Annotated in this window: 18 protein-coding genes and 1 pseudogene; 12 read left to right on the top strand and 7 right to left on the bottom strand. The window is 66.5% G+C overall.

The genetic code is table 11. From position 1 onward, the window contains the following. The first annotated feature begins 216 nt into the window (after positions 1–216). The 5 genes from PRN20_RS00580 to PRN20_RS00560 all read left to right on the top strand — a co-directional run bounded on the left by PRN20_RS00580 (position 217) and on the right by PRN20_RS00560 (position 6,334). A complete protein-coding gene (locus PRN20_RS00580; RefSeq protein ID WP_273954972.1) occupies positions 217–1,479 on the top strand; it encodes an ABC transporter substrate-binding protein in 1,263 nt (420 codons plus the stop codon). 67 nt (positions 1,480–1,546) lie between these two features. Beyond that, a complete protein-coding gene (locus PRN20_RS00575) occupies positions 1,547–2,482 on the top strand; it encodes a carbohydrate ABC transporter permease (RefSeq protein ID WP_273954970.1) in 936 nt (311 codons plus the stop codon). 2 nt (positions 2,483–2,484) lie between these two features. After that, the gene (locus PRN20_RS00570; protein ID WP_273954969.1) at positions 2,485–3,318 is read left to right on the top strand and encodes a carbohydrate ABC transporter permease; all 834 of its coding nucleotides are present in this window, start codon (positions 2,485–2,487) and stop codon (positions 3,316–3,318) included. A 9-nt stretch (positions 3,319–3,327) separates the two neighbouring features. Next, the gene (locus PRN20_RS00565) at positions 3,328–4,380 is read left to right on the top strand and encodes a LacI family DNA-binding transcriptional regulator (RefSeq protein ID WP_273954968.1); all 1,053 of its coding nucleotides are present in this window, start codon (positions 3,328–3,330) and stop codon (positions 4,378–4,380) included. Positions 4,381–4,429: 49 nt separating this feature from the next. Continuing rightward, complete coding sequence (locus tag PRN20_RS00560) at positions 4,430–6,334, top strand: glycoside hydrolase family 127 protein (protein ID WP_273954967.1); 1,905 nt, start codon at positions 4,430–4,432, stop codon at positions 6,332–6,334. 148 nt (positions 6,335–6,482) lie between these two features. On the opposite strand, the gene PRN20_RS00555 is transcribed toward PRN20_RS00560, so the two are convergent. After that, positions 6,483–7,277 carry an N-acyl amino acid synthase FeeM domain-containing protein gene (locus tag PRN20_RS00555; RefSeq protein ID WP_273954965.1) on the bottom strand — a complete coding sequence of 265 codons (795 nt, stop codon included), beginning with the start codon at positions 7,275–7,277 and terminating at the stop codon, positions 6,483–6,485. A 153-nt stretch (positions 7,278–7,430) separates the two neighbouring features. Continuing rightward, positions 7,431–9,761, bottom strand: coding sequence for a putative bifunctional diguanylate cyclase/phosphodiesterase (locus PRN20_RS00550; protein WP_273954964.1), 2,331 nt, complete (start codon positions 9,759–9,761; stop codon positions 7,431–7,433). A gap of 281 nt (positions 9,762–10,042) precedes the next feature. Here PRN20_RS00550 and PRN20_RS00545 point away from each other — a divergent pair, with 281 nt between their 5' ends. The 5 genes and pseudogenes from PRN20_RS00545 (at position 10,043) to purU (ending at position 15,460) form a co-directional block, all read left to right on the top strand. After that, a complete protein-coding gene (locus tag PRN20_RS00545) occupies positions 10,043–10,333 on the top strand; it encodes a 4a-hydroxytetrahydrobiopterin dehydratase (RefSeq protein WP_273954962.1) in 291 nt (96 codons plus the stop codon). 96 nt (positions 10,334–10,429) lie between these two features. Then, positions 10,430–11,488: a zinc-dependent alcohol dehydrogenase family protein gene (locus tag PRN20_RS00540; RefSeq protein ID WP_273954960.1), complete on the top strand. Its 1,059-nt coding sequence runs from the start codon at positions 10,430–10,432 to the stop codon at positions 11,486–11,488. A 115-nt stretch (positions 11,489–11,603) separates the two neighbouring features. Then, positions 11,604–13,358: pseudogene (locus tag PRN20_RS00535) on the top strand (cation:proton antiporter domain-containing protein); the annotation flags it as partial. A gap of 573 nt (positions 13,359–13,931) precedes the next feature. Beyond that, positions 13,932–14,360, top strand: coding sequence for an RrF2 family transcriptional regulator (locus tag PRN20_RS00530; RefSeq protein ID WP_273954959.1), 429 nt, complete (start codon positions 13,932–13,934; stop codon positions 14,358–14,360). 248 nt (positions 14,361–14,608) lie between these two features. Then, entirely contained in the window at positions 14,609–15,460 is an 852-nt protein-coding gene (gene purU, locus PRN20_RS00525) for a formyltetrahydrofolate deformylase (RefSeq protein ID WP_273954958.1), read from the top strand. Between the two features lie 288 nt (positions 15,461–15,748). Here the strand turns inward: purU and PRN20_RS00520 are convergent, their stop codons facing one another. Then, positions 15,749–16,627 carry an SDR family oxidoreductase gene (locus PRN20_RS00520; protein WP_273954956.1) on the bottom strand — a complete coding sequence of 293 codons (879 nt, stop codon included), beginning with the start codon at positions 16,625–16,627 and terminating at the stop codon, positions 15,749–15,751. A 133-nt stretch (positions 16,628–16,760) separates the two neighbouring features. Here PRN20_RS00520 and PRN20_RS00515 point away from each other — a divergent pair, with 133 nt between their 5' ends. Together PRN20_RS00515 and PRN20_RS00510 are read left to right on the top strand one after the other, a co-directional pair. Next, a complete protein-coding gene (locus tag PRN20_RS00515; RefSeq protein ID WP_273954953.1) occupies positions 16,761–17,165 on the top strand; it encodes a winged helix-turn-helix transcriptional regulator in 405 nt (134 codons plus the stop codon). Positions 17,166–17,329: 164 nt separating this feature from the next. Beyond that, complete coding sequence (locus tag PRN20_RS00510; protein WP_273954952.1) at positions 17,330–18,271, top strand: DMT family transporter; 942 nt, start codon at positions 17,330–17,332, stop codon at positions 18,269–18,271. A gap of 77 nt (positions 18,272–18,348) precedes the next feature. On the opposite strand, the gene PRN20_RS00505 is transcribed toward PRN20_RS00510, so the two are convergent. The 4 genes from PRN20_RS00505 to PRN20_RS00490 form a co-directional block, all read right to left on the bottom strand. Further along, positions 18,349–19,392, bottom strand: coding sequence for a sulfate/molybdate ABC transporter ATP-binding protein (locus PRN20_RS00505; protein ID WP_273954950.1), 1,044 nt, complete (start codon positions 19,390–19,392; stop codon positions 18,349–18,351). A gap of 74 nt (positions 19,393–19,466) precedes the next feature. Next, positions 19,467–20,360 (bottom strand): sulfate ABC transporter permease subunit CysW, encoded by an 894-nt coding sequence (gene cysW, locus PRN20_RS00500; protein ID WP_273954949.1) that lies wholly within the window; start codon positions 20,358–20,360, stop codon positions 19,467–19,469. Further along, complete coding sequence (gene cysT / locus PRN20_RS00495; protein ID WP_273956747.1) at positions 20,353–21,225, bottom strand: sulfate ABC transporter permease subunit CysT; 873 nt, start codon at positions 21,223–21,225, stop codon at positions 20,353–20,355. The genes cysW and cysT overlap by 8 nt, the downstream gene beginning before the upstream one ends. Before the next feature lie 85 nt (positions 21,226–21,310). After that, positions 21,311–22,345, bottom strand: coding sequence for a sulfate ABC transporter substrate-binding protein (locus PRN20_RS00490; protein WP_273954947.1), 1,035 nt, complete (start codon positions 22,343–22,345; stop codon positions 21,311–21,313). Positions 22,346–22,643 lie beyond the last annotated feature (298 nt).

The following is a 22,643-nucleotide window of genomic DNA, read 5'->3' as shown; positions in this document are numbered from 1 at the left end:
AGGCTTCGCGGGCTGTCCGCGAAAAGCTTTTCCCTGCCTCTTGCACCCCTTTGGGAAACATGGCACGAAACAGGCGAGAAAAGCTTTTCCTGATCGGCCAACCCGGCAACGAAATGCGGGTGGTGGATGGCAGCGAGGGGTTTTTCGTCGCCGTTTCCCGGGAGGAACCTGCTTGGCAGGGCCGGAGGATGGCATCGGCAAATGGGAGGGAACCTGATGAGAATGCCAAGACTTTGGCAGACGGCGCTTGCCGCGCTGCTGCTGACTGCGCCGGGGACGGCGCTCGCCGCTGATCCGCTCGGCGTCGATGACGGCACCCAGCTGACGCTGTGGACCCGCGCTGCGACGCAGGTTCGGGTGGACCAGCTGGTGCAGGCCTATAACGCCTCGCACAAGAACCAGGTCACCGCCACCTATGTCGTGACCGACGACTACCAGACCAAGATCGGCGCCGCGGCAGCCGCCAACGGCCTGCCGGACCTGTTCTCGGCAGATGTGGTGTTCATGCCGAACTGGACCTCGGCCGGCCTGTTCCAGGACTTGACCGCCCGCATCGACGCCATGCCCAACATCGACAAGGTCGCGCCTGCCGGCATCAATGTCGGCACCTGGGACGGCAAGAAGTACGGCATGCCGTTCATCGCCGACCTGTCGGTGTGGATGTGGAACAAGAAGCTCTACAGAGAGGCCGGCCTCGATCCCGAGAAGGGGCCGACGACCCTGCAGGAATTCGCCGACCAGGCCCGCGCCGTCGCCAAGCTCGGCGGCGACGTCCATGGCACCTATTTCGGCGGCAATTGCGGCGGCTGCAACGCCTTCACCTGGTTCCCGATCGCCTGGGCCGACGGTGAGACGGTGATGAATCCGGAAGGCACCGAGTCGCACCTCGCCAGCGAGGAATGGCAGCAGATCTACAAGGTCTTCCGTGACCTCGTTGCCGACGGCACCATGATGATGCCGGAGAGCAAGGACGAGGCCGGTCCGACCTGGACCGCCTTCTTCCCCAAGGGTGTCATCGGCGTGCAGCCGATGCCGGCCACGCAGATTTCGGCGCTCGTCGGCAGCGGGCTCGAGGATGCCGACATCGGCGTAGCGCCGATCGCCGGCCTCAAGGGCGGCCAGTCGACCTTTGTCGGCGGCGACGATATCGGCATCTCGCGCGACAGCACGAAGGCCGACGCGGCGTGGAACTTCATCGCCTGGGTGCAGAGCGAAGAGGCGCAGGTCGAGGTCGTGGCCAAGAACGGCAACGTGCTGACGCGCACCGATCTCGCCGACAACAAGTACATCACCGATCCGCGCGTGAAGCTGTTCAACACCATCGGCGCCAAGGGCCAGACGCCGCTCGGCAAGAACTTCGGCGCCACCTTCAACGACCCGCAGGGGCCGTGGATCGTGCTGTTCCGTGACGCGGTGTTCGGCGATGGAGCGAACCTCGAGAGCAACAACCAGGCAATGACCGAATCGCTGAGCGAGTAAGCTGCAGTGCCTGTCGGCCCGGTTCTCACGCCGGAACCGGGCCGATATCTCAAGGTGAGGATACATGGTGACGACGACGTCAATCTCGGAGGCCACGCCGGCCGAACGTCCAGTCCGGCGCGCCCGCATCAACCTGCGCCGCCAGTTGACCGGCTTCGCCTACACCATCCCCACGCTGGTGTTCATCGTGGTGTTCTTCCTCACCCCGCTGGTGCTGGTGGCGAAGATGTCGCTGAGCAAATACGGCCTGCTCACCGGCGATGAAGGCATCAATTTTCCGCGGAACTACGTGTCGATCTGGCGCAACCCGCTGTTCTGGCCGTCGGTGTGGTTCACCGTCCAGTACACGGTGCTGGTGACGGTGATGCTGCTCGGGCTGGGGCTGGGGCTGGCGCTGCTGGTGCAGACGGTGACCCGCTGGTCGGCGTTCCTGCGCACGGTGTTCCTGCTGCCGGTGTCGCTCGGGCTCGCTGCCGCATCGCTGCTCGCCTATGGCTTCTACTCCCCGGCCATCGGCCCGATCAGTCCGCCGCTCGAGGCGCTGGGGCTGATCGACAATCCGATCGCCTTCCTCGGCACGTCGCTGGCGGCGCTGCTGTCGACGACGTTCCTCGTGGTTTGGAAGTTCGCCGGTTTCTACATGCTGGTGCTGACGGTTGGGTTGCAGGGCATTCCCGATGACGTCCACGAGGCGGCCGCGCTCGATGGCGCGTCCAGCTGGCAGAACTTTCTCCATATCACGCTGCCGCTGCTCAGGCCCTCGCTGTCGCTGGCGACCATCCTTTGCGTCACCGGCTCGCTGCTGGCTTTCGACCAGTTCTTCATCTTGACCAAGGGCGCGCCGGACAACACCACGGTGACGGCGGTGCAGGTCATCTATCGCGAGGCGTTCCAGCGCCAGAACCTCGGCACTGCCGCGGCGCTGTCGATCCTCGTCCTCATCGTCCTGGTGCTGATCAACATTTTGCAGTTCCGCTTCCTGCGCGGAACGGAGCGAGACTGACCATGATTGCCGGCAAACAAGAGCCGCTACTCGGCCGCACTCCGTACTATGTCCTGACGGGCGGCCTCGCCATCATCTTCCTGTTCCCACTGGTCTGGAGCTTTTACGCCTCGGTGAGCCCGCAGGCGGGCACCGCGCAGAGCAAGGGCTTCGGCTGGGGCAACTACCAGACGATGTTCGATTTCGGCGCCGGGCTGCCAACGGTCGCAGCCAACAGCGCGGTGATCTCGATCCTCACCGTCGCCATCACGCTGGCCGTCTCGACGCTGGGCGGCTATGCCTTCGCCCGGTTCAAGTTTTGGGGCAAGGACGCGCTGTTCCTGTTGACGCTATCGATCCTGATGGTGCCGTACGCCACGCTGCTCATCCCGCTCTACGTGCTGCTCAATGCGGTGGGGCTCTCCAACTCGCTGGTCGGCGTGGCGCTGATGATCGCCATGTTCCAGCTGCCGTTCGCCACCTACATGATGCGCATCTCGTTCGAGGCGATCCCGCGCGAGCTGGAAGAGTCGGCGCAGATCGATGGCTGCAACAGTTTCGGGGTGCTCTGGCGGATCATGCTGCCATCGGTTACGCCGGGTCTGGTGACGGTGGGCCTGTTCGCCTTCCTTGCCGCGTGGAACGACTTCTTCGCGCCGCTGATCCTGTTGACCGACCCGACCAAGCAGCCCCTGCCGGTGACGGTCGCCAACCTGCGCCAGCAGACGATGGGTGTGATCAATTACGGTGCCACCGAAGCGGGCGTGGTTGTGATGGCGCTGCCGTGCATCATCCTGTTCCTGCTGCTGCAGCGGTACTATGTGCGCGGCTTCATGTCCGGCGCGGTGAAAGGCTGACAGTCCGGCATGAGCGACGCCCCTTCCGTTCCCCCCAGCACCGACCGCACCGGCCGTCACGGCCCGACCATCCGCGACGTGGCGCGGATCGCCGGCGTGTCGATCGGCACGGCGTCGAAGGCGCTCAACTCGAACGGGCGGCTGCGGCAGGAGACGCGCGACAAGGTGACGGCGGTGGCGCGCGAGATCGGCTACCGGCCTAACGACATGGCGCAGAGCCTGCACCGGACGCGCTCGATGACCGTGGGGGTGCTCTCCACCGACTCGTTCGGCCGCTTCACCCTGCCGATCTTCCAGGCGCTGGAGGAGCAGTTCGCCGATCGCGGCATCGCGATCTTCATGTGCAATGCCACCGACGATCCGGAGCGGGAGCGGCAGCATCTCGACCAGCTGCTGGGCAAGCGCATCGACGGGCTGGTGGTCACCGCGCGCCGGGCCGACAAGCGCCCGCCGGTCGGTCCGCTGCCGCCGGGGCTGCCGGTGGTCTATGTCTACTCGCAGGCCGATGACGGCGATGCGCTGTCGCTGCTCGCCGACGAGGATGGCGGGGCACGGCTGGCGGTCAAGCACCTCGCCGACATCGGCTGCAGCCGCATCGCCCATGTCACCGGCCCCGAGCATTTCGAGGCGGTGCAGCAGCGCAAGCGCGGCTACTACGCGGCGCTGGCAGAAGCCGGGCTCGCCGAGCATCCGGGCTACTACCGGGCGGGCCTCTGGTCCGAGGCGTGGGGACGCGAGGCGACGGAGCTGCTGTTTGCCGGCGACGCGCCGCCCGATGGGATCTTCTGCGGCAACGACCAGATCGCCCGCGGCGTGGTCGATGCGCTGCGCGAGCGCGGCATCTCGGTGCCGGGCCAGGTGGCGGTGGTCGGCTTCGACAACTGGGAAGTGATGACCACGGCGGCGCGACCGCCGCTCACCAGTGTCGACATGAATCTTTCGGCGCTTGGCCACGAGGCCGGGCGGCTGCTGATCGACATGATCGGCGGAGAGAAGGTGCGGGGCATCCGCCGGCTGCCCTGCACGCTGGTGGTGCGCCAATCCACCAGCAGACAGGGCTGAATTTCGTCACCCGGCCGCTTGCTCGGCGGCGGGGCCAAGAGGAGTTGCAATGAGCCAGTATCATCCGGTGCGTTTCGTCGATGTCCGCCTCGAAGGCAACTTCTGGAAAGAGCGGCTCGACACCGTGCTCGCCCGCACCATTCCCAGCCAGCACAAGAAGCTCACCGAGTACGGCTATCTCGACTCGCTGAAGCTGCCCAACCCGCCGCCGCCGCTGCGCTTCCCGCGCCATGCCAACGGCTTCACCGTGCAGGTGTTCTGGGACAGCGACATCGGCAAGTGGATCGAAGCCGCCGCCTATGCGCTGAGCCACAAGCGCGATGCCGATATCGAGGCCAAGATCGAGGCGATCGTCGACGATTTCGAGAAGGCGCAGGCGCCGGACGGCTACCTCAACTGCTGGTATCTCGGGCACGAGCCGGAGAAGCGCTGGTCGAACATGCGCGACAACCACGAGCTCTACAATGCCGGCCACATGCTCGAGGGCGCCATTGCCTATTACGAGACCACCGGCCGTCGCCGCTGGCTCGACGTGATGGAGCGCTATGTCGAGCATATCCGGACCAATTTCGGCACCGGGCCGGGGCAGAAGCGCGGCTATTGCGGGCACCAGGAAATCGAGCTGGCGCTGATCAAGCTCTATCACCTGACTCGAGAGAAGAAGCACCTCGATCTCGCCGCCTACTTCATCAACGAGCGCGGCAATCCCAACCCGCACTATTTCGACGTCGAGCGCGAGGAGCGCGAGAAGAAGGGCTGGGAGTGGCAGCGCTACGTGCAGGGCACGTACGAATACAGCCAGTCGCACAAGCCGGTCCGCAGCCAGGACAAGGTGGTCGGGCATGCGGTGCGCGCCATGTACATGTACACGGCGATGGCCGACCTCGCCGTCGAGCTGAACGATGCGGGCCTGAAAGCCGCGTGCGAGACGCTGTGGAAGGATGTGATGGAGACCAAGATGTATGTGACGGCGGGCCTCGGGCCGTCGGCACATAACGAGGGCTTCACCTTCGATTTCGACCTGCCCAACCAGACCGCCTATGCCGAGACCTGCGCGTCGGTGGCGCTGATCTTCTGGGCGCAGCGCATGCTGCATCTCGATCTCGACGGCAAGTATGCGGACGTGCTGGAGACGGCGCTGTTCAACGGCGCGCTCGCGGGGCTCAGCCGCGACGGCGAGCACTACTTCTACATGAACCCGCTGGAGAGCAACGGCACGCCGACCCGCTGGGACTGGCACACCTGCCCGTGCTGCACGATGAATGTCAGCCGGCTCGTCGCCTCGGTCGGCGGCTATTTCGTCTCGACCGCGCCGGACGGCATCGCCTTCCATCTCTATGGCGGCATCGCCACGACGCTCGATGTCGGCGGCACCGAGGTGGCGGTGCGCGAGACCTCGAACTATCCGTGGTCGGGCGACATCGCCATCGAGATCGATCCGGCGAACGACAAGGCGTTCGACGTGAAGCTCCGCATCCCCGGCTGGTGCAAGGGTGCGTCGGCCACGGTCAACGGCGAGGCGGTAGCGCTGTCACCGGTCAATGGTTACGCCACGATCAATCGCGTGTGGAAGAAGGGCGACAAGATCGGCCTGACGCTGCCGATGCCGGTCGAGCGCGTCTACGCCAACCCGCATGTGGTGATGGACATCGGCCGCGTGGCGCTGACGCGCGGGCCGCTGGTCTACTGTCTCGAGGAAGCCGACAATCCGGGCGGCACGGTGCAGCGCTTCAAGCTACCGCGGCAGAGCGACATCGCGATCAAGCAGTCGAACCTGTTCGACGGCATCGTCCAGCTCACGGCCGAGGCCAGGGCGGTGGACGAGGGCGAGTTCCAGCCGCTCTACCGCACCAGCCCGCCAAAGGAAGGCCCGGCGACGCTGACGGCGCTGCCCTACTACCTGTGGGCCAACCGCGGGCAGGGCTCGATGGTGGTGTGGATCCCCGAGAACTGAGGGCCGGGGCGCCCCCTCCACCGCCTTCGGCGGTCCCCCTCCCCCGTGAACGGGGGAGGATACAGCTGGCGCGATGGATCCGGAGCACCAGGGATGCAAAAAGCGCCGGCAGAACTGCCGGCGCTTTCATTTTATGGTCACGTTGTCCCTACTCGGCGGCGATCTGGGTGCCGAACTGCTGTTCGAGCAGGGCGCGCTCGTAGGCGAGGCGGGAGCTGGCGCGCTGGGGCGCCTCGAAATGCTCGTCCATGGCGCGGGCAAAGAGCTTCTCGCGCTCTTCCTCGGTCGACATGAAGAAGGGATAGCGCCGGAGCGTTCCCGGCAGCTTGGTGTTCACGTAGGCGCCGAACAGGGTCACCGGGAAGGTGAGGCCGGGGTAGACGCGCACATCCGACATTTCCTCGGAGCCGAAGACGCGGCGATAGAACGCGGTGTGCTCGGGGCGCACCAGCGCGAGGCAGGCGTCGGCCTTGAAGAAGATCGAGCCCATTACCGCGATCCTGAGGGTCAGGAAGGGCAGGGCGGGATAGGCAAGTGACGCTTCGTAATCGGCGGTGAAGCGCGAAGGATCGATGAAGGTTTCGCCCTTGTCGAGCAGCGGCTGCAGAACATCGGGACAGCTTTTCATGCTGGGCCCGAAGGGGTACTTGGCACTAACGTGATGCAGACGTATCGAGCTCACCAGCTCTCCGTCGATGTAGACGCCGAAGCTCATGCCGTTGGGAGCAGTATCGAGGTCGTCGACGACTATGCCGGCATCATTGAACGGCACCGATTCTTCGCGCCGATAAGCTTCGTAGCGCAGGCGATAGATCGGATTGTCCGCGACATCCATGCGGACGCGCGAATATTCTACCCGATCCAAAATATCCATGAGCGTACCGGCAAAACGTGACACCGGGGCAGCTGACGTGGCCGCCGAAGCCTCACCGTCTGAACGCATGAATAACTCCGCAACTTTCCGCGGAAGCTTAACCTTTCGTTAGCTATAATAAAATCACCAAGTGTGCAGGGCACAGGCGCGGAGCGTGCATAGTGAAGACGCCAACGCGCGGCTACGTCTAAATCCGTAGGTGCCGGAAGCGTTTAGGCCAAATTAACCACGTTTGCGAGATTCCGTACCAACGGCCAGCAACGCGACCGGCGAGCGTGCGGCCATGCGGTCGATCAGCTCGGCGACCTCGCGGCGGGGCAGCGGCACGCCGAACAGGTAGCCCTGGATCTGGTCGACCTTGCTGTGCTCGGCGATCAGGTTGAGCTGCTCCTCGGTCTCGACACCCTCGGCCGTGACGGTCAGGTTGATGTCCTTGCCGAGCTGGGCGACGTTGGAGAGGAGCTTAAGCGAGCGCGGGTTATCGACGATGTCCATGACGAAGGACCGGTCGATCTTCAGCTTGGTGAAGGGCAGGGCCTGCAGGTAACTGAGCGAGGAATAGCCGGTGCCGAAGTCGTCGAGCGCGATGCCGATGCCCTGGCGCGCGAGCTTCTGCAGGATCTTGGTGGCGGCGGTGCGCTCCTCGATCAGGGCGGTCTCGGTAACCTCGATCTCGAGCCGGTCGGGCGCGAGGCCGGAGGAGGAGAGGGCGCCCTTGACCATGGCGGCGACGTCGGCGTTGCGGAAGTCGCGGGCCGAAATGTTGACCGAGACCGAGACCTCCTCGGGCCAGTTGCGGCACTCGGCGGAGGCCGTGGCCAGCACCCAGCGGCTGATCTCGGAGATGATGCCGGTTTCCTCGGCGATGGGAATGAAGAGCGAGGGCGGGATGGCGCCCAGTTCCGGATGGTGCCAGCGGGCCAGCGCCTCGCAGCTCACCACGCGGCGGGTCTGCAGGTCGACGATGGGCTGGAAGACCAGCGACAGGCCGCCGGTGGCCACGGCTTCCTTGAGTTCGGCCTTGAGCCGCTGGCGGTAGCGGTAGTCGGTGTCCATCTCGTCGTGGAACACCTGGCTGCGGCCCTTGCCGAGCGCCTTGGCCTTGTAGAGCGCAAGGTCGGCCTTGGTCATCAGCCCGTCGAGATCCTCGTCGCTGTCGGTGACGGTGACGACGCCGACCGACACGTTGACGGCAAAGACCTCGCCATCGACTTCGAACGGACCGCGGAAGCCGCCGAGGATGGCCTCGGGGTCGGTCACGGTTTCGGACAGCGCGACGCCGCCCGAGCGATAGACCACGTACTCGTCGCCGCCGAGGCGGGCGACGAGGCTATCCTTGCCGAGCACGCGCGTCAGGCGCTCGCTGGTCTCGATCAGCACGCGGTCGCCGATGAGGTGACCCATGGTGTCGTTGACATGCTTGAAGTCGTCGATGTCGACGATCATCAGCATGGCCGTGTCGTTGGCGAGCTTGCCGTTGCGGCTGCGGCGCCGGCGGGCGAGGTCGGCCTCGACCTGCTCGGTGAAATAGGCGCGGTTGGGCAGGCCCGTGAGCGTATCGTAGTGGGCCATGTAGTTGATGCGCTCTTCGGCCTTCACGCGCTCGGTGATGTCTTCGAAGAGCAGCACGGTCTTGTCGAGGCGCGACGACACCGTGACTTCGCAGAACTGGCCGTCGGCGAGCTTGAGCACGACCTTGCCGCCATCGCCGCCATTGACGGTGTCCATGAGCTGGCTGGCGGAACGCTGCGGGATGGTGCCGCGCTGGGCAGCGGCGGCGATCATGGCAGCGAAGGGACGGCCGGCCCAGTTGCCGGGCATGAAGCTGGCAAAGACCAGTTCGGCCCGGTCGTTGGCGACGGCGATGAGGCCATGCTCGTCCAGCATGCAGAGGCCGTGCTGCATGGTCTCGAGCGCGGTATCGAGCTCGGAGGCGAGGCGGGTCGCCTCGATGCGGCCGTGCACGGCGCGCAGGAGGATGGCGCGGATGTTGGCCGAGACCTTGCGCAGCGAGAAGACGAAGGCGATCAGCACCACGCTCAGCATGGCGGTGTGGAAGGCGCCGTCGAACAGCATGCCCACGGCCATGCCGACGCTCATGATGGCGACCTGCGTGGTCACCAGCCGGTCGATGGCGAAGTTGCGGCCGGCGACGCCGACGAGCACCGAAACGGTGACCGAGAGCGAGCTCAGCTCGGCGAACGCGGTGTTCACCACGAGGAAGCTGTAGCTCATCCAGAAGGCATAGAGGACCGCGATGGCGGCGGCGCCGATGGTCGAGCGCCGCTCCCACTTCATGGCGGTGGCGACGTCGTCGTCGTCGAGCTGCGCGTGCTCGAAGGCGCGCATGTCGAAATCGCGCGCAATGCCGACGAGGATGAAACCGAGGGCGACGGCGAGCAGCACCCAGGAACCGGATTCCACGCCGGCGACGGCGGCGACCAGACCCGACGACAGCGCGCCAAGAATCATGACGCGCCGGTCAGCGTACAGCGACCGGATCATCGACACGTAGTCGACAGGCGGCAATGACTTATGCGCGGGCTCGAACATTGACCTCACCAAGGCGTGATGATCTTGCGGGGGGAGGCGTTAATGCCTGCTTTCGAGGTGGGAAATCGGTTCGCCGACCCCAGGTTATGCGGGCTATTCGCGCCGAATGGTTTACGGTTGGTAGGCTGTGCGCCCGATCCCGCCGCTATTGTTCCGGCATGTGGAACGGAACGGTGTCCTTGCCGCCAGAATGCGGGATTTTTGCGGCCGCGCAACCGGTTGCCACCAATCGGGCGTTTTGCCTGCGGAGACTGCGATCCATTGCAGCAGAGGAAATCGTAATGGCAGACAAGCTCGACCCCGCCCAGCGTGAAGCCGCACTTCGGAGGCTTAACGGCTGGATCTACGATCCGGCGGCCGACGCCATCAGCCACGATTTCAAGTTCAAGTCCTTCCCGGACGCCTTCTCGTTCATGACGCGCGTGGCGCTCGCGGCCGAGAAGATGGATCACCACCCGGACTGGTCCAACACCTACAACAAGGTGACGATCACGCTGTGCACGCATTCGGCCGGGGGGCTGACGGCCAAGGACATCGCGCTGGCCGAAAAGATCGACCGGCTGATCACCTGAGGGGCATCTGAAGGTGGGGTGGCGCGGTGGCTCACCGATGGACCCCCGCCCCCGGCCCCTCCCCTCACGGGGGAGGGGAGCAGAGGGAGAGGGCGGATGCGCGCGGCGCGATTGCATGCACCGGGACAGATGGTGGTCGAGGAGGTGGCGCGGCCTGTGCCCGGGGCGCGTGACCTGCTGGTGCGGGTCGAGGCCTGCGGCATCTGCGGGTCCGACCGGCACATGTTTCGCGGCGAGTACCCGACCGCGAAGCCCGTGACGCTCGGGCATGAGTTCTGCGGGCGCGTCGAGGCCGTGGGGGCGGAGGTGGCGGGCGTCCGGGTCGGGGACCGGGTCAGCGGCGATCCCAATATCGCGTGCGGGGTGTGCGAGGCCTGTCGGGCCGGGCGGCCGAACCTGTGCGTGGCGCTGAGCCCGATCGGGGTGATGCGCGACGGCGGGTTTGCCGAATATGTGCTGGTCCCCGAGGGGCAGGCGGCGGTGCTGCCGGCCGGCCTCGATCCGCGTCACGGAGCGTTCTGCGAGCCGGTTTCGTGCTGCCTCCACGCCATCGACGTGGCGCGCATTCCGCCGGGCGGCTCGGTGCTGATTCTCGGCGGTGGGGTGATCGGGCTGCTGATGCTGGAGCTGGCGCGGCAAGCCGGGGCCGGCTCCGTGGTCGTTGCGACACGGCAGGCGCCGCGGCGCGAGCTCGCCCTGGCGCTGGGCGCGAGCCACGCCATCGAGGCGGGCCGGGGGCACACCGACACCGAAATCCTTGCGGCGCTGCCGGGGGGCGCCGACGTGGTGTTCGAATGCGCCGGGGTGCCCGAGACGGTGACGCAGGCGATCCGGCTGGCGCGGCGGGGCGGTACGGTGGTGCTGTTCGGCGTCGTGCCGCAGGACGACCGGGTGCAGATCTCGCCGTTCGAGCTGCTGACGCGGGAGCTGCGGCTCGAAAGTGCTTGGCTCAACCCGCGGACGCATCAGCGGGCGGCGGCGCTCATCTCGGCGGGCGCGCTGTCGCTCGACCGGCTGATCACGCGCACGATCGGGCTCGAGGACGTGCCCGGGGTGATCGGGGCGGCGCCGGCCATGGGCGAGATCAAGGTGATGATGACGCGCGAGGCTCCCGCCAGTGGCGAAAGTCGTGACGAAAACCGCGCATTCCCATGATTTCGCCGCAGTTTTCCGCCCTTCATCGGTTGCGGACGATGGGTTATTGCCGCATCGTCCTATCCACTCATCTTTCAACGAATCTTCAGGTTAGATCCCCGCCGGAGGACCGCTAATGCCGCACAGTTCGCCACTGATCTCGACGATCGTCGCGGGACTTGTGCTGGCCTTCGTTCTCGGTGCGGTCGCCAATCGTCTCCGGCTGCCGCCGCTCGTCGGCTACCTCATCGCCGGCGTGCTGGTCGGGCCCAATACGCCCGGTTTCGTGGGCGATACGGAGCTCGCGACCGAGCTCAGCGAGATCGGCGTGATCCTGCTCATGTTCGGGGTGGGCCTCCACTTCTCGCTCAAGGACCTGCTGAGCGTGCGCGCGCTCGCCGTGCCGGGCGCCATCGTCCAGATCGGCGGCGCGACGATCATGGGGCTGGGGCTCGCGACGCTCCTGGGCTGGAGCCTCGGCGGCGGCCTGATCTTCGGCCTCGCGCTGTCGGTCGCCTCGACGGTGGTGCTGCTCAAGGCGCTCGAAGACCGCCACATGATCGACAGCGAGAAGGGCCGCATCGCGGTCGGCTGGCTGATCGTCGAAGACCTCGCCATGGTGCTGGCGCTGGTGCTCATTCCGGCGATCGCCTCGATCTCGGGGATCGCGGCGGCGCAGTCGCATGATCCGTTCGTCGATTTCGTCGAGCGCATCGCGGGGGCCGACCTGGGCCTTGTCGGCGTGCTCGGTGTCACCCTCGTCAAGCTCGCGGCCTTTGTCGGCTTCATGCTGGTCGTCGGCCGGCGGCTCATTCCCATGGTGCTGCACTACACGGCCCATACCGGCAGCCGCGAACTCTTCCGCCTCGCCGTGCTGGCCATAGCGCTGGGCGTCGCTGCCGGCGCGGCCTACCTGTTCGGCGTGTCGCTGGCGCTCGGCGCCTTCTTTGCCGGCATGATCCTCTCCGAGAGCGAGCTCAGCCACCGGGCGGCGCAGGAAAGCCTGCCGCTGCGCGATGCGTTCGCGGTGCTGTTCTTCGTCGCCGTGGGCATGCTGTTCGACCCGGCGATCCTCCTGCACGATCCGCTGCCGGTGCTGGCGACGGTGTTCATCATCCTCATCGGCAAGTCGGTGCTCGCCTTCATCATCGTGATGGCGTTCCGCAAGCCGATCGGCACGGCGCTGATCGTTTCGGCCTCGCTGGCCCAGATCGGCGAGTTCTCGTTCATCCTCGCCGCCCTCGGGGTCGACCTCGGGATCCTGCCCGAGGAAGGGCGCGACCTGATCCTTGCCGGCGCCATCATCTCGATCATCCTCAACCCGGTGATCTTCCTCGCCGTCGATGCGCTGAGGCCCTGGCTGGAGAGCCGCTTCGGCCGCCCGGCCGAGCCGGCCATGGCCCCCGCCGGCGTTCGGGTCGAGCCCGATCTCACGGCCAGCGCCGTGGCGGGCCCGGCCGAGGCGGCGGAAGAGCCCGAAGCCGCGCCGGCACCGACGGCCAAGTCGGGCCACGTGATCGTCGTCGGCTTCGGCCGGGTCGGCACGGTGGTGGGGCAGGCGCTGCTCGAATCGAAGACGCCGTTCCTCGTGGTCGAGGATTCCGAGGGGCGGGCCGCTGCGGCGCGTGCCATGGGCATCGAGGTCGTGCCGGGCAATGCCGCGGCGAGCCGGGTGCTGGCGCTTGCCAATGTTGCCGGGGCTTCAAACGTCATCATCGCCATTCCCAATGCCTTCGAGGCGGGGCAGGCGACCGAGCAGGCGCGCAAGCAGAATCCCAAGGTGCTGATCGTCGCCAGGGCCCATTCCGACGAAGAAGAGGGTCACCTCAAGGGGCTGGGCGCCGACGTGGTGATCCTCGGCGAGCGCGAGATCGGCCTCGGCATGGTCGACATCATCAACCGCGACAGCAAGGCGGTGGCCGAGATCACGGCCGCAGACGCGGTCGAGGCCGTGCTCGGTCCGCTCGGCGCGGCCAGCGGACCCAAGCTTCGCGCCGATCCGAATCTCCTGGCCGAGGCGATCGAGGCGGCGCAGGCACGCGTCCAGCATCCCGACGCCGGACCGGCCGAGCCGCCGGCCGTAGTTCCCGCCTATGGCGAGGAGCCCGATGCGGCCGCCGCTGCCGCGGTAGAGCAGCTGGACGTGCCCGAGGAGAGCGTGGCGGAGGCCGAGGAGATCGCCGATCTCGAGGCGCTGGACGGCGTGCCGGCCGAGCCGGCGCCGGAACCGGTCGTGGTGGTGCCCGAGCCGGTGATCAATCCGGAGCGGCGGCAGCTGAGGCCGGCGACCACGCCGGGCAGTCCGTTCAGCCATGGGGAGGCGTCCCCCCGCGGATTCAACCCCGAAATCCCGCCGCCGCTGGCCGAAGAGGAGAAGGCTTAGCCCAAAGGCAAGGCTTTCTTCACGCTCGCTTTCCTATATCCTAGCCCTGCGGTCGAGTTTGGGACTGCCGGAAGCCAGGCGATGATTTCGCAAAAGGCCAAATATGCGCTGCGGGCGCTGGTGGCGCTTACCAAGGTGCCGCCAGGCGAGTCCGTGATGATCTCGGAAATCTCGCGCGGACAGGCCATCCCCAAGAAGTTCCTCGAGCAGATCCTGCTCGAGYTCAAGCGCGCGGGCATCGTGATGAGCCGTCGCGGCCGGCTGGGCGGCTATGTGCTGCTGCGCTCGCCCGACGAGGTCACGTTCGGCGAGGTGCTGCGGCTGATCGACGGGCCGATCGCGCCGCTGCCGTGCCTGTCCAAGATCGCCTATCGCCGTTGCGTCGACTGTGCCGACGAGGCCACCTGCGAAATCCGGCATGTGTTTGCGCGCGTGACCATCGCGACGCGCGAGGTGCTGGACCGGACGACGCTGGCCGATGCGGTGGTGGCGCAGGACGTGCTGGCTTAGCGGTCAAGGCTGGCGCGGGGGGCTACCCCTCATCCGCCCTTCGGGCACCTTCTCCCACAAGGGGAGAAGGCCACCTCTCGACATTTCAGTCGGGTCTCCCTTCACCCCCTGAGGGAGAGGGTGGCGCGACGCGCCGGCTGAGGGGAGGCCAGCACGCGGGCGCTGCCCGCAGCCCTGCGGCGCACCTTCCCCTTGACCCCGTGCCCGGCCGCGTGCATCGCTCCCGCCACTTTCGTTTGGAGCTTCAAATGCCTGCCAATTTCATCCTCACCCTCTCCTGCGCCGACCGGCCGGGGATCGTAGCCGCGGTGACGACGGAACTGGCGGGCCTCGGTTGCAACATCGCGGAATCCAACCAGTTCTGGGATCGCGAGACCGGGCAGTTCTTCATGCGGCTCGCCTTCACGGCGCCCGAGGGGGTGGATCGCGACGCGGTGGAGCGCGGGCTGAAGCCGGCAGTCGAGCGCTTCGGCATGCGGACGACGCTGGTCGACCGGGCCAAGAAGAAGAAGATCCTCGTGATGGTTTCGAAGTTCGACCACACGCTGCTGCACCTGCTCTACCAGATCCGCGTCGGCTGGCTCGATGCCGAGGTCGTGGCGATCGTCTCGAACCACGAGGACAGCCGCCGCACTGCCGACTACGAGGGCATCGCCTACCACGTGCTGCCTGTCGGCAAGGACAACAAGGAGGCCCAGGAGGAGCAGGTCATCGCGCTGTTCAAGGAAACGGGCGCCGATCTCGTGGTGCTGGCGCGCTACATGCAGATCCTCTCGGACCGGTTCGCGACGCGGCTCTACGGGCAGATCATCAACATCCACCACTCGTTCCTGCCCAGCTTCAAGGGCGCCAAGCCCTATCACCAGGCGCATGAGCGTGGGGTGAAGCTGATCGGCGCCACGGCGCATTACGTCACGCCGGAACTCGACGAGGGCCCGATCATCGAGCAGGAGACGGCGCGGGTGACGCACGCGATGAGCCCGGACGACCTCGTGGCCGCCGGGCGGGATATCGAGAGCCGGGTGCTGGCCCGCGCGGTAAAGCTCCACCTCGAGAACCGGGTGATGCTGAACGGACGGAAGACGGTGGTTTTCGGGTAGTCGTGCGCCTGCCGAACGCCAATCCTGCGCATCGCCGAGGACCCAAGGCGGCCTGAGGTTCGAAACGACTGAGAGATTGGTGCGGGAAGAGTACCCCCCACCCTGTCCCTCCCCCGCAAGGGGGGAGGTGACTTGCGCTCGCACGCCTTCGTCCCACTGGCTCCGGAACTAATGTGAGAGTTTTCCCTCCCCCTTGCGGGGGAATGAGGGTGGGGGTGGTGCGGTGGGTCACTGATGGACCCCCTCCCCCAGCCCCTCCCCTCAGGGGGGAGGGGAGCTCGGCAGCGGCTACGCGGCCGGGGTCAGCGCGGCCCTGTTGGCGGTGAGGAATTCGCGCACCGTCGTTGGCTTTTCGCCCCAGAGTTCCTCGACTGCGTCGGTGACCATGCTGAGCAGGCCGCGACGGTGGCCGATTTCGAAGGTGGTCAAGAGGGCGGCGAGGTCGGCGGAGAAGCCAGCTTGCTGGAGGCCCGCGGCGTATTGCTCGTCGGAGACGTCGACCACTTCGATCGGCTTGCCGGTTACCTCGGATGCGATGGCGGCGAGTTCGCGCACGGTCAGCGCCTCGGGGCCAGTGATGGTGAAGACGCGGCTGCCGGGGGCATCGGCGATCAGCGCCCCGGCGGCGGCCTTGGCGGTGTCCTCGCGGGAGACGTGCGAGATGAGGCCCTCGCCCGCCGCCGTGTACCACTTGCCGCTGGCGATTGCCGCGGGGAGCGAGCCGAGGAGGCCCTCGGTGTACCAGCTGTTGCGCAGGATCGTGTAGTCGATGCCGGTCGCCTTGATGGCCTGCTCGGTGGCGTAGTGGTCGGCGGCCATCGGGATGATGCTGCCGGGCTCCGGGTGGGGCAGGGACGTGTAGAGGATGCGCTTGACGCCCGCGGCCCTGGCAGCCGCGACCGCGTCGGTGTGCAGCCTGATGCGCGCTTCGCCGATGACATCGGTCGAGATGATGAGGACGCGGTCGACGCCGGCGAGTGCGTCGGTGAAACCGGCGGGATCGGAGAAATCGGCCTTGCGGGTTTCGACGCCGGGGAAGTCCAGCTTCTCGGGGTGGCGCGAGCCGGCGATGATCTTGCCGGGATAGCCGCGTTCTCGCAGCAGCTCGACGACGCGGCGGCCGAGCTTGCCGCCGGCACCGGCGACGAACAGGGTGGGTTGGGTCATCTGGAGTCTCCGTGGTCGGGCGGCGAGGGAGCGCCGCCTTGTCTCTTTTTGAGAGTAGGTATATGGAGAGAACCACCCTGATGGCGCAAGACGGCAGTTTTACCGCCGGTAGTTACCTGGAGAGAACCACCCCATGAGCGGCGATCCGGCGACCCATCTCGTGCACGGGCTGCAGCGGTGGCGTCAGCGCTATCCGGCGCTGCAGAACTGCGCGGTGCGCGACGTGCTCGACCAGCTGGCCGACAAGTGGAGCGTCCTGATCATCATCGCGCTCGCCGCCAAGCCGCACCGGTTCGGCGAACTGAAGCGCGAGATCGTCGATATCAGCCAGCGCATGCTGACCCAGACGCTGCGCGACCTGCAGGCCGACGGGCTGATCGAGCGCGAGGTGTTTCCGACCACGCCGCCGAGCGTGGAATATCGCCTGAGCCCCTTGGGCAAGAGCTTCCTCGCGCCGCTGAGCGCGCTCGTCGCCTGGACCGAGGAGAACCACGGGGCCATCCGCGAGGCGCGGGAGGAGTTTGGGAAGGCGGCGTAGGGGCGAGCTTTCAGCAGCCGAAAGGCCTGCGTGGGTCCGCGGGTCAAGGCCGCGGATGACGGTGAAATGGTGGCCAGATCGGTGCCGGGCATGGGGCCGCAGCTTCCACGGTGCGCCGGTACTCGCCAGCTTGCCCCGCTGAATGAAATCGCCCACAAGGCGGCGTGACCCAGCCTTCCGCCTTCTCCGACCGCCGCGTCGTTCTCCTCGTCGCGATTTTCTGCTGCTTCCTGTGGGGGAGCGCCGTTCCTGCGCTCAAGCTTGGCTATGGGCTCCTCGCCATCGCGCCGTCGGACACGCCGTCACTGCTGCTGTTTGCGGGCGTGCGCTTCACGCTCGCGGGGGCGCTGCTGCTCGCCTATGCGGCGCTGACAGGGAAGCCGGTCGGGCTGACGCCGCGGACGCTTGGCGAGGTATCCCTGCTCGGGCTCGTTTCCACGGCCGGGCAGTATCTGTTCTACTATGTCGGGCTGGCCCATTCGACCGGGGTGAAGGTGTCGATCACCACGTCGTCCTCGACCTTCTTTTCGGTCATCCTCGCGCACTGGCTCTATGCCAATGACAAGCTGACGGGGCGGCGCCTGCTCGGATGCCTGCTCGGCTTTGCGGGCGTGGTGGTGGTCAATCTCTCCGGCGTGGGCCTCGATTTCGGCTTCACGCTGCTCGGCGAAGGTTTCATCCTCATCGCGGCGCTGCTGTTTTCGGCGGCCGGCATCTACGGCAAGCGCGTCAGCGGGCATCTCGACGTGACGGTGATGACGGGCTGGCAGCTCGGGCTGGGCGGGCTGATGCTGACGCTTGCCGGGCTCGCGACGGGCGGGCACCTCGGTGCCTTCGGGCTCGAGGCCGTGCTGCTGCTCGTTTATCTGGCGGCGCTGTCGGCGGCGGCGTTCGCGCTGTGGGCCATGCTGCTCAAGCACAATCCGGTGGGGTCGGTGGCGATCTTCAACTGCCTGATCCCGGTGTTCGGGGTCACGCTTTCGGGGCTGGTGCTCGGGGAGTCCTTCCTCGAGTGGAAGAACCTTGCCGCGCTGGCGCTGGTCAGCCTCGGGATCTGGCTGGCGACGGCGGTGCGGGGTTCCGTCGGGGGGCGCCCCTCACCCTAGCCCTCTCCCCCCGGGGACGCTATTGCGTCCCCTAGGAGGGGCGAGGGGACGATGGGGGCGCGCTCAGAGCGTAGTTTCTAGCCCTTGGGATAGACGCGCCAGCGTTTGGGGCGGAAGGCGATGCGGGTCTTTTCGCCGGCCGGGTGGTCGAAGGGCAGGTCGATTTCGACGCGGTTCGGATTGCCGCCGACCTCGAGTTCGACGCGGCGCGTGCCGCCGACGCGGCGGGAGGCGGCGACGACGCCGGCGAGCGCGGCGCCTGACCCATCCTCGACCAGCTCGACATCATGCGGGCGGAAAAACAGCACCGCCTCGCCGATCGCGTCGTGCGGCGCCGGCAGGCCGATGGCGCGCCCGCCGACCCAGATCTCGTGGTTCTCGACGGTGACCGGCATCGAGCTCGACTCGCCGATGAAGGAGAAGACGAAGGGCCCGTTGGGCTTGTCGTAGACCTCGTCGGGCGTGCCGACCTGCTCGATCTTGCCCTGGCTCATCACCACCAGACGGTCGGCGAGCTCGAGTGCTTCTTCCTGGTCGTGGGTGACGAAGACCGTGGTGTGGCCGGTGCGATCGTGGATCTCGCGCAGCCACTTGCGCAATTCCTTGCGGACCTGCGCGTCGAGCGCGCCGAAGGGCTCGTCGAGCAGCAGCACGCGCGGCTCGATGGCGAGGGCGCGGGCGAGGGCGACGCGCTGGCGCTGGCCGCCCGAGAGCTGCTGCGGATAGCGCTTTTCGAGACCGGTGAGCTGCACGAGGTCGAGCAGCTCGAGGGCGCGACGGCGGATCTCGGCCTTGGGCGGGCGCGTGGCGCGCGGGCGGACCGAGAGGCCAAACGAGATGTTGTCGAGGACGGTCATGTTCCGGAACAGCGCATAGGCCTGGAACACGAAGCCGACATTGCGCTCCTGGACGGTCTTCGACGATGCGTCCTCGTCGCCGAAGTAGATGCGGCCGGCGGTCGGCATCTCGAGCCCGGCGATGAGGCGCAGCAACGTCGTCTTGCCCGAGCCCGAGGGCCCCAGGAGCGCGATCAGTTCGCCCGAACGGATGTCGAGCGAAACGTCATTCAGCGCCGGATAGTGCGAGAATTCCTTGCGGACGGTGTCGACACGAATATCCAAACTTTGCCCTTTCAGTCTCTTGGTCTGTCGCGCGGCCGAGGTGGAAAAGTCAGCAACTTTTCCTGGCCGCGCTCCTAGTGTCGGCGTGTGCCGGCGAGTTCGTCGCCGAAGCGGAACTCGAGGATGGTCTTGAACACCAGCGTCACCAGCGCCAGCAACGCAAGGAGCGAGGCGACGGCGAACGCGGCGGTGAAGTTGTACTCGTTGTAGAGAATTTCGATGTCGAGCGGCATGGTCGTGGTCTTGCCGCGGATATGGCCCGAGACCACCGACACCGCACCGAACTCGCCCATGGCGCGGGCGTTGCAGAGCAGCACCCCGTAGAGCAGCCCCCACTTGATGTTGGGGAGCGTCACCCGGGCGAAGGTCTGCCAGCCGGTTGCGCCCAGCGAAAGGGCTGCTTCCTCGTCGGTATTGCCCTGGTCCTGCATCAGCGGGATCAGTTCGCGGGCGATGAACGGGAAGGTGACGAAGATTGTCGCCAGCACGATGCCCGGCACCGCGAAGATGATCTCGATATTGTAGGCCTTGAGCAGCGGATGGAGCGCGCTCTGCGCCCCGAACAGCAGCACGTAGACCATGCCCGAAACCACGGGAGAGACCGAGAACGGCAGGTCGATCAGCGTGGTGAGGAAGCTCTTGCCCCAGAACTCGTATTTGGCGACGCACCAGGCGGCGGCGACGCCGAACACCAGGTTGAGTGGCACCGCGATGGCGGCCACCAGCAGCGTCAGGTAGATCGCCTGCTGCGACTGGCGATCGGAGAACGAGGCGAAGTAAGCATCCGCGCCCTTGCGGAACGCCTCGGTGAACACGAGGACCAGCGGCAGCACGAGGACCAGCGCCATGAAGGCGATGGCGATGGCGATCAGCAGCCGCCGGACCCAGGGCCGTTCGGTGGTCGGGCGGGCGTGGTCGGCGGGGGGGATCACCCGCCGGCTGTCATAGACGACTTCTGGCTCAAACATTGCCGAACCTCCGGCGCGCCCAGGCCTGGATCAGGTTGATGACCAGCAGCATGACGAAGGCGATGATCAGCATGATGCCGGCGATGACCGCCGCACCCGCCTGATCGAACTCCTCGAGCTTGATGACGATGAGCACCGGGGCGATCTCCGAGATGTTCGGCAGGTTCCCGGCGATGAAGATCACCGAGCCGTACTCGCCGACGGCGCGCGCGAAGGCGAGCGCGAAGCCGGTGAGCAGCGCCGGGGTGAGGCGCGGCAGGATCACGCTGGTGATGGTCTGCCAGCGGTTGGCGCCGAGCGTCGCGGCGGCCTCTTCCAACTCCTGCTCGAATTCCTCGAGCACCGGCTGCACCGTACGCACGACGAAGGGCAGGCCGATGAAAATCAGCGCGATGACGATGCCGGTCGGCGTGTAGGCGATCTTGAAGTTGAGCGAGAACTCGTTCAGCCCCAGCGGCAGCCAGGTCTGGGCGTGCCACCACTGCCAGAGCGGGCCCTTGTCGGAGAACAGCGAGCCGATCCAGCCCTTGGGGGCATAAAGCGTCGAGAGCGCGATGCCCGCGACCGCCGTCGGCAGGGCGAACGGCAGGTCGACGATGGCATCGAGCAGCCGGCGGCCGGGGAACTTGTAGCGCACCAGCACCCAGGCGACGATGACGCCGAAGAAGACGTTGACCAGCGCCGCGATCAGCGACGAGCCGAAGCTCACCTCAAGCGCCTTGAGGGTGCGCGGCGAGGTGGCGATCCTGATGATCTGCTCTAGCGGCGTGGTCGCCGCCTTGAGGAACAGCCCGGCGATCGGGATCAGGACGATCAGGCTGAGATAGAGGATGGTATAGCCGAACGTCAGCCCGAAGCCCGGGATGACGCTGGGCTTTACAAAGCTCCACCCCGCTTTCGCGGGGTGGGATGGGTTCCGGGAGGCGCCGCGAGGCGCCCCAGCCGCTGCATCACTGCGCAGGGGTGTAGACCTGGTCAAAGATACCCCCGTCCCCGAAGTGCTTGGGCTGTGCCGTCTTCCAGCCGCCGAAAAGCGGATCATCAATAGAGATCAGATCGATCTTTGGGAAGGCTTCGACCAGCGCCTGGTCGGTGACGATCGAGGGGTCGGACGGGCGGTAGTGGTTCTTGGCGGCGATGGTCTGGCCCTCCGGCGAGTAGAGATACTCGAGGTAGGCCTTGGCCAGCTCGGTGGTGCCGTGCGCCGCCGCGTTCTTGGTGACGATCGCCACCGGCGGCTCGGCGAGGATCGAGGACGGCGGATAGACGATGTCGAAATTGTCGGCGCCGAATTCGTCGAGCACGAGGAACGCCTCGTTCTCCCAGGCCAGCAGCACGTCGCCCAGTTCCTTCTGCGCGAAGGTCACGGTGGAGCCGCGAGCACCGGTATCGAGCACCGGCACGTGGGCGAACAGCTGCTTGATGAAATCGGTGTTCTTGGCCTCGTCGCCGCCGAAGGTCTTGTTGGCGTAGGCCCAGGCCGCGAGGTAGTTCCAGCGCGCGCCGCCCGAGGTCTTGGGGTTCGGGGTGATCACCTCGACGCCGTCCTTGACCAGGTCGCCCCAGTCATTGATCGCCTTGGGATTGCCCTTACGGACGAGGAACACGATGGTCGAGGTGTAGGGCGTCGAGTTGTTGGGGAACGCGGAGCGCCAGTTCTCGTCGATCAGGCCCGACTTGGTGACGATGGCGTTGATGTCGCCTTCGAGCGCCAGCGTGACGACGTCGGCGCCGAGGCCGTCGATCACCGCCTGGGCCTGCTTGCCCGAGCCGCCATGGCTCTGCTCGATGGTGACGTTGCCGCCGGTGGTGTCTTTCCAGTGCTTGGCGAAGGCCTCGTTGTACTGCGCATAGAGTTCGCGCGTCGGGTCATACGAGACATTGAGCAGCGTCTGGTCCTGTGCGCGGACGGTCACCGCGCCGCTGAAGGCGAGCGCTACGGCAAGGCCGCCAAGCGCAAGAATTCTGGCCGTTGTCTTCATCATGTCCTCCTGGTGAAGAAACTACCGTAACTCTACCTGTTCAGTCGGCATTCTCAAGGAAGCGCCAAGTCGCCGCCCTTCGCTGTTGCGAAAAACCTTTCTATGAAGAGGGTAGCAGCCGAACCTGCATTGCACAAACCTCAAGTCCGCCCCTGTGGATGAGCATGGCTTTGCTCAGCCGGAAGTCACGGATCGGCGATAACGCGCGGCGGGGGGAGTGGGTTGCGGGGGACGCCGTGCGCTGGGAGGGATCGCCTGGGTCCCGGGGTCGAGCCCGGGGATGACGGTGGTTTGCGTTCGG

This window comes from Devosia sp. ZB163, assembly GCF_028613635.1.
GTDB lineage: Bacteria > Pseudomonadota > Alphaproteobacteria > Rhizobiales > Devosiaceae > Devosia_A.
This window is presented reverse-complemented; position numbering and strand designations above follow the sequence as displayed.